The organism is Acinetobacter sp. 24-47-39 (assembly GCF_056783825.1).
This window is the reverse complement of the sequence record NZ_JBWYIP010000025.1, coordinates 1-6,149: the sequence shown is the minus strand read 5'-3', so window position 1 is coordinate 6,149 and position 6,149 is coordinate 1. Positions and strand designations below refer to the sequence as shown.

Annotated in this window: 7 protein-coding genes; all 7 read right to left on the bottom strand. The window is 41.3% G+C overall.

Features of this window, described 5'->3' with window-relative positions; all coding sequences use genetic code 11:
- Positions 1-130, bottom strand: a 130-nt coding sequence (locus AC1M9C_RS14840; RefSeq protein ID WP_481588083.1) for a CoA-transferase, incomplete at its 3' end; no start/stop codon positions are given.
- A 43-nt stretch (positions 131-173) separates the two neighbouring features.
- The gene (benE, locus tag AC1M9C_RS14835) at positions 174-1,382 is read right to left on the bottom strand and encodes a benzoate/H(+) symporter BenE (protein ID WP_180000663.1); all 1,209 of its coding nucleotides are present in this window, start codon (positions 1,380-1,382) and stop codon (positions 174-176) included.
- 56 nt (positions 1,383-1,438) lie between these two features.
- The gene (locus AC1M9C_RS14830) at positions 1,439-2,218 is read right to left on the bottom strand and encodes a 1,6-dihydroxycyclohexa-2,4-diene-1-carboxylate dehydrogenase (protein WP_481588082.1); all 780 of its coding nucleotides are present in this window, start codon (positions 2,216-2,218) and stop codon (positions 1,439-1,441) included.
- A 13-nt stretch (positions 2,219-2,231) separates the two neighbouring features.
- Positions 2,232-3,248 (bottom strand): benzoate 1,2-dioxygenase electron transfer component BenC, encoded by a 1,017-nt coding sequence (gene benC, locus AC1M9C_RS14825; RefSeq protein ID WP_035270501.1) that lies wholly within the window; start codon positions 3,246-3,248, stop codon positions 2,232-2,234.
- Positions 3,249-3,338: 90 nt separating this feature from the next.
- A complete protein-coding gene (gene benB / locus AC1M9C_RS14820) occupies positions 3,339-3,842 on the bottom strand; it encodes a benzoate 1,2-dioxygenase small subunit (protein WP_035270498.1) in 504 nt (167 codons plus the stop codon).
- Positions 3,839-5,221 (bottom strand): benzoate 1,2-dioxygenase large subunit, encoded by a 1,383-nt coding sequence (gene benA, locus AC1M9C_RS14815; RefSeq protein WP_035270495.1) that lies wholly within the window; start codon positions 5,219-5,221, stop codon positions 3,839-3,841. Before benA ends, benB begins: the two co-directional genes overlap by 4 nt.
- A 74-nt stretch (positions 5,222-5,295) precedes the next feature.
- Positions 5,296-6,149: catechol 1,2-dioxygenase (gene catA / locus AC1M9C_RS14810; RefSeq protein ID WP_481953967.1), on the bottom strand; the 854-nt coding region annotated here is incomplete at its 5' end.

The window sequence follows — 6,149 nt, the reverse complement described above, 5'->3', positions numbered from 1 at the left end:
CGAGTTCAATTAAGCCATCGATGAGTTCAGCAGGCTGACCTGCAGTACCAAACCCACCAATCATAATGGTTGAACCGTCTTTAATTTGGGAGAGGGCTTCGGTTAAAGACGCTGAGCTTTTATCAATCATAATCACTTCCTAAACAAACGATCTACATTTACCTTTAATATGATCAGGTCGATGTAGACGATGATGGGGTAGTATTTTGACGCTTCGTTAAAATCACGTGCGCTAAAATACCAATACAGATTCCCCAAAAAACTGAACTTAAACCTAAAAATTGCATACCTGAAACAGTCGCCAAGAAAGTAAGGAGAGCTGCGTCACGATCCTTTTCTTGGAACATAGCAACGTGTAAATTTGTAGCAATAGCACCTAAAAGTGCTAAACCTGCTAATGCAGCAACAAGTTCTTTAGGCAGTAAGCTAAAAAGCATCACAATGCTGCCTGCAAATAAACCACCTAAAATATAGAAAATACCGTTCGCAATACCTGCGATATAACGTTTCTCTTTGAGCTCATGTGCATCTTTTCCTGTACAGAGTGCGGCTGTTATTGATGCCAGGACAATGGTGATTCCGCCCACACAAGCAACAGCTAACGATGCGATACTGGTAGTGGTAATAATGGGTTTTGCTTGAATGTCATAGCCACTTAATTTCAAAATTGCCATGCCAGGTAAAAATTGACCAGAAAGGCTGACTAAAATAAGAGGTACTGCAAGATTTAGAAAAGAGTTAAGCGTCCACTCGGGCGCAATGAATTGGGGTATTGCAAGTGAAAACTCCATATTCACAGCATTGAATTTTCCGAGGACTAAACTCATGAAAATACCAGCTGCCAATACAAAAAGCATGGCATATCGAGGTGTTAAACGCTTAGCAATCAGATACGAAATAAGCATTCCAAACACGATATATGGCATGGTATTGGTCGCGGTAAAAAGACCAAATCCGAACTGACATAAGATACCAGCCATCATTCCTGCAGCCACTGATTGCGGTATCAAAGCCAATAGTTTGTCGAAATATCCAGTAATACCAATGATGAAAATCACTACAGCTGTAGTGATATATGCAGCAACTGCTTCATTCAGTGATATATCTGGAAAAAGTGTGACTAGCAGAGCAGTACCAGGTGCCGACCAAGCGGTAATGACAGGAACTTTAAATTTTATTGATAATAGAATTCCAGCTACAGCAGCACCAATTGAGATACCCCAAATCCATGAAATCATCATGTCTGGTGAAACTTGGGCTTGTTGTGCTGCTTGAAAGAAAATAATTAATGGTCCGGCATATGAAATCAATACAGCTAAAAAGCCAGCGACAGTGGCGGAAATAGACCAATCTTCTTTTAGTGTTTTAAACAGGGTTGCCATTGTATTTGCCTCCTTGCGTCAATGATCCTGTGAATTTAAAGAGTCCGTGATCAGGGTTAACCCTGATCACCACCACCTACAGGTACGACTGTGCCTGTAATGTATGAAGACTCATCTGAAGCAAGGAACAAAATAGCATTTACTTGTTCTTGAATAGTGCCATAGCGTTTCATGTAGCTGCGGTCAATTGTTTGATCAACCACTTCTTGCATCCAAGCTTGATCTTGCTCAGATAGTGGTGAAGTATTACGTGGAATTACACGTGGTGGAGCTTCAGTACCACCTGTAGCCACTGCATTGATGCGGATACCATCTTTAGCATGTGCAAATGCCATTGATTGAGTAAAACTATTTACACCACCTTTAGCTGCAGAATATGGAAGACGGTTAATTCCACATGTGGCGATAGATGATACATTCACGATCACACCAGATTTTTGGTGTTGCATGTGTGGTAAAACTGCACGACAACTCCATAAAGTTGGAAATAAAGAACGATTGATCTCTTTAATAATTTCCTCTTCAGAAAACTCTTCAAAAGGTTTCATCCAAATCGCACCACCAACATTGTTGATCAGCACATCAATTCGGCCAAAAATCTCGATCGCTTTATTTACAACGGATTGTGCACCAGCATAGGTTTCAAGATCAGCTAAGACAGTAACACCTGTGCCACCTTGAGTCGTAATTTCTTCAAGTGTGGTCTTCACGTATTCAGCACGGTCAGCCAGTACAACTTTTGCACCTTCGCTAGCTGCTTGAAGAGCAACACCGCGACCGATGCCTTGAGCGGCACCAGTGACGATTACGATTTTATTTTCAAATCTTTGATTCATGTTCCTCTCCACTTTAATTCGCAGAGAATTTTTCGAATAAGAAGTTTGCAGGTTTAACGCCTTCAGCATCTAACCAACCACGAACTGCATCTACCATAGGAACAGGACCACAGAGGTAAACGTCTACATCACCACCGTTGAGCCATTCAGTTTCAATGTGGCCTGTCACATAACCTTTACGTTCGTGTGCAGATTCTGGGTTTGCAACTACGGTACGGTATTCAAACCAATCAAGTTTTTCTTGAAGTTTGTTGAGTTCTTCAATAGCAACTAGGTCAAAGTCATTGGTTACACCAAAAACTAAACGTACTGGATGTTCAGAACCTTTTTCTTCTAATACTTGAAGCATCGACATAAATGGAGCAATACCTGTACCACCAGCAAGCATTACTACAGGGCGTACTACATTACGTAAGTAGAAGCTACCAAATGGACCAGTGAATGTCATTTTGTCGCCGACTTTCGCTTCGCTGCTTAAGAAGCTACTCATCTTACCGTTAGGAACGTTACGAACAACAAAGCCGGTCAAACGGTTACCTGGCTTAGAGCTGAAAGAGTATGAACGTGTTTCAGTTGATCCAGGAATACCTACATTTACATACTGACCAGCAAGGAAATTGATATCTGGCTGACCCTCGTCTAGTTGAATATCAAAGGTAATTGTAGATTCAGATAAGTTTTCTACACGAGAAAGTGTACCTTGATATTGATGAATTTGAGTTTTACATACATCAGATGATGCTTGAATTTGGAAAACTGCATCTGAAGTAGGACGGCACTGGCAAGCTAAGATATAGCCTTGCTCAGCCTCTTCTGGTGTAAGTGCATCTTCAATATAAGTTTCTTCAGGCATGTCATAGCTGCCAGACTCACAAAAAGCTCGACAAGTACCACATGCACCATCACGGCAATCCAGCGGAATATTAATCTTTTGACGATATGCAGCGTCAGAAAGCGTTTCGCCTTGTGCAACTGAAATAAATCGGGTTACGCCATCTTCAAATTGAAGTGCAACATTATGGTTTGACATGGCTGAATATCCTTTAAGAATCTTTTGAACAATTTTTTGGTGTAACTACCAAAATTCCATTTGGTAGTTACTGAACTTGTTATTTACTAATTACAGGTGATATACGTCGATTACTTGGTTGATGTAATCATTTTTAAGTACCACATATTTATTTAAAATTTGTGGTTTTTCACCAGACAAATTGATTTCGTAGCGTGACATGCCGAAGTAGCTGTACGACTTTTGGTAGCGGTAACTTAAAGTATTCCAGTTGAAACGAACAACAACCTTATCTTCATGACGTTCAAGAATTTCAATATTGTTAATATTGTGGCTTGTACGTGTATCAGGCATTGTTGCAGAAGAGCGTTCAGTTTTGATACGGAACACGCGGTCCTCTAAACCTTGACGATCTGGATAATAAATTAACGAGATTTCTGATTGAGGATCTTCAGTTAATGTATTGTAGTCATCCCAAGATGGCATCCAGAACGATGCTGTAGGTGCATAGCACTCTAACCATTCATCCCACTGTTCATCATCAAGTAGGCGCGCTTCTTTAAATAAGAACTGGCTCACTGATTCTAAAGTTGCTTCAAGATTCGCGTTACTCATGCGTTATCTCCTTGTTCAGCTAAAGCTTGTTCTGCTTTAATCGCACGTTTCATTTCTTCTAACCAATGTTGATGTTGCGCAAGGTATAAACCTTCGTCTTCAGTTTTAACGCCTGAAAGTTTAGGTTTTAGGCCAATTTCGTTTGCTGCATCATCTGGGCCATTGATCCAATGCTTTGAGCCACGGCACATATCGTTCCACTCAAGTTCGATACCAGCATAACCTGCTTGACATGCACGGAATTCTTCTAAGTCATCTGGTGTCGCCATACCTGAAGCATTGAAGAAATCTTCATATTGACGAATACGGCGTGCGCGAGCTTCTGGCTCTTCACCTACAGGTGCGATGCAGTAAATTGTTACTTCAGTTTTATCGACAGCAATTGGGCGAAGTACACGGATTTGTGAACCGAACTGATCCATCAAATAAACGTTTGGATATAAGCAAAGGTTACGTGAGCGCTCGATCATCCACTTCGACATAGCAGGACCGAATTTCTCAGAGTATTCATCTGCTTTAGGGAAGTTAGGGCGGTCTTCAGGGTTAGCCCATTGTGTCCAAAGCAACATGTGACCATTTTCAAAACCGTAAGAACCACCGCCTTGTTTACCCCAAGATCCTGCGCTCATTGCACGGATATTGTCGCCAGCTTGTTTTTCTTTACGTTGTTGCGTAGTCGCAGCATAATTCCAGTGAACTGCAGATACATGGTAACCATCTGCACCATTTTCAGCAGTGAGTTTCCAGTTTCCTTCGTATGTATAAGTTGAGGCACCACGTAAAACTTCTAAACCTTGATCAGACTGACCCACGATCATATCGATAATTTTAGTCGTTTCACCTAAGAATTCTTCTAATGGCAAGACGTCTGGGTTTAAGCTACCGAATAAGAAGCCTTTATAACTTTCAAAACGTGCAACTTTCTTAAGATCATGTGATCCTTCTTTGTTAAAGCAGTCAGAATAACCTGCATCTGTTGGGTCTTTAACTTTTAAAAGTTTGCCTGAGTTATTGAACGTCCAACCATGGAATGGGCAAGTATAAGTAGCCTTATTACCACGTTTGTTACGGCAAAGTTGTGCACCACGGTGTGAACACGCATTGATCATTGCATTTAGCTCGCCTTGACGGTTACGAGCAATCACGATTGGCTGACGACCGATGTGTGTCGTGTAATAATCATTGTTATTTGGAATTTGGCTTTCGTGTGCCAAGTAAACCCAATTACCCTCAAAGATGTATTTCATTTCAAGGTCAAAAAGGGCTTGATCAGTGAAAACTGAACGATGAAGTTTAAACTCACCTGTCTCAAAGTTGTCTACAAGTAACTCATCAAGACGATCTAGATGGCTGGTATTAATTACAGGAATACGTGGCATGGACGTTCTCCGACTTTCCAAATTGAGGGGAAGTCATCGGGATAATTGACTTATCCCGATTCCGACTAATTGATTTAAGCTGATGCGCGGCGGCGTTCAACTTCAGTAGAAGGCGCACCTTCAACGTCTTTCACTAATTCAATGTCAAATTGAATATGTTTGAACGCACCTTTCAGACCACGACGAGCAATTTCAGCTTCATCAGTTACGTCTACAGCAGTTGCCACTAAGCCATCACGCGTCGCAAATGCAAAGTCATCCCAAAGGTATTCATCACCTTCGATGTTGAACTGCGTAGTTAATTTACGGTAGCCAGGTGCAGTGACGAAGTAATGCACGTGTGAAGGGCGGTTACCATGACGACCAAGTTTGTCTAATACAAACTGAGTTGTACCTTCTGGTGGGCAGCCATAACCTACAGGCATTGTGGTTAATGCTGTATATTGACCTTGTGCATCCGTGAAGATCGTACGACGTAAGTTGAAGTCAGATTGAGACTTATCAAAGAACGAGTAGTTACCTAAGCTGTTTGCATGCCAAACTTCAACTTTAGCGCCTTCAATGATGTTACCTTCAGTATCTTTAACGATACCTTCAATAATCAAAGTTGGGATTTTGCCTTCTTCAGAACCATCATCCATACGTGCAAAACCAACTGATTCTGGTGCACCAGCGACATACAATGGACCTTCAATTGTACGTGGAGTACCACCTGTAATACCTGCTTGAGCATCTTTCTCATCTGCACGTAAATCAAGGAAATGCTCAAGACCTAAACCAGCAGCCAAAAGACCTAATTCGTTTGCTTGACCAGCATCAGTAAAGTACTCAAGACCTTTCCAAACTTCAGATTGGCTTAAATCTAAATCTTCAATCGCTTGGAATAAGTCAGATACTAAACGTACAACGATTTGCTGAACACGTTCAT

What these genes read in the sequence shown, in the direction of transcription:
- benE (WP_180000663.1), bottom strand. Translation starts at nt 1,382, where the DNA reads ATGGCAACCCTGTTTAAAACACTAAAAGAAGATTGGTCTATTTCCGCC.
- AC1M9C_RS14830 (WP_481588082.1), bottom strand. Translation starts at nt 2,218, where the DNA reads ATGAATCAAAGATTTGAAAATAAAATCGTAATCGTCACTGGTGCCGCT.
- benC (WP_035270501.1), bottom strand. Translation starts at nt 3,248, where the DNA reads ATGTCAAACCATAATGTTGCACTTCAATTTGAAGATGGCGTAACCCGA.
- benB (WP_035270498.1), bottom strand. Translation starts at nt 3,842, where the DNA reads ATGAGTAACGCGAATCTTGAAGCAACTTTAGAATCAGTGAGCCAGTTC.
- benA (WP_035270495.1), bottom strand. Translation starts at nt 5,221, where the DNA reads ATGCCACGTATTCCTGTAATTAATACCAGCCATCTAGATCGTCTTGAT.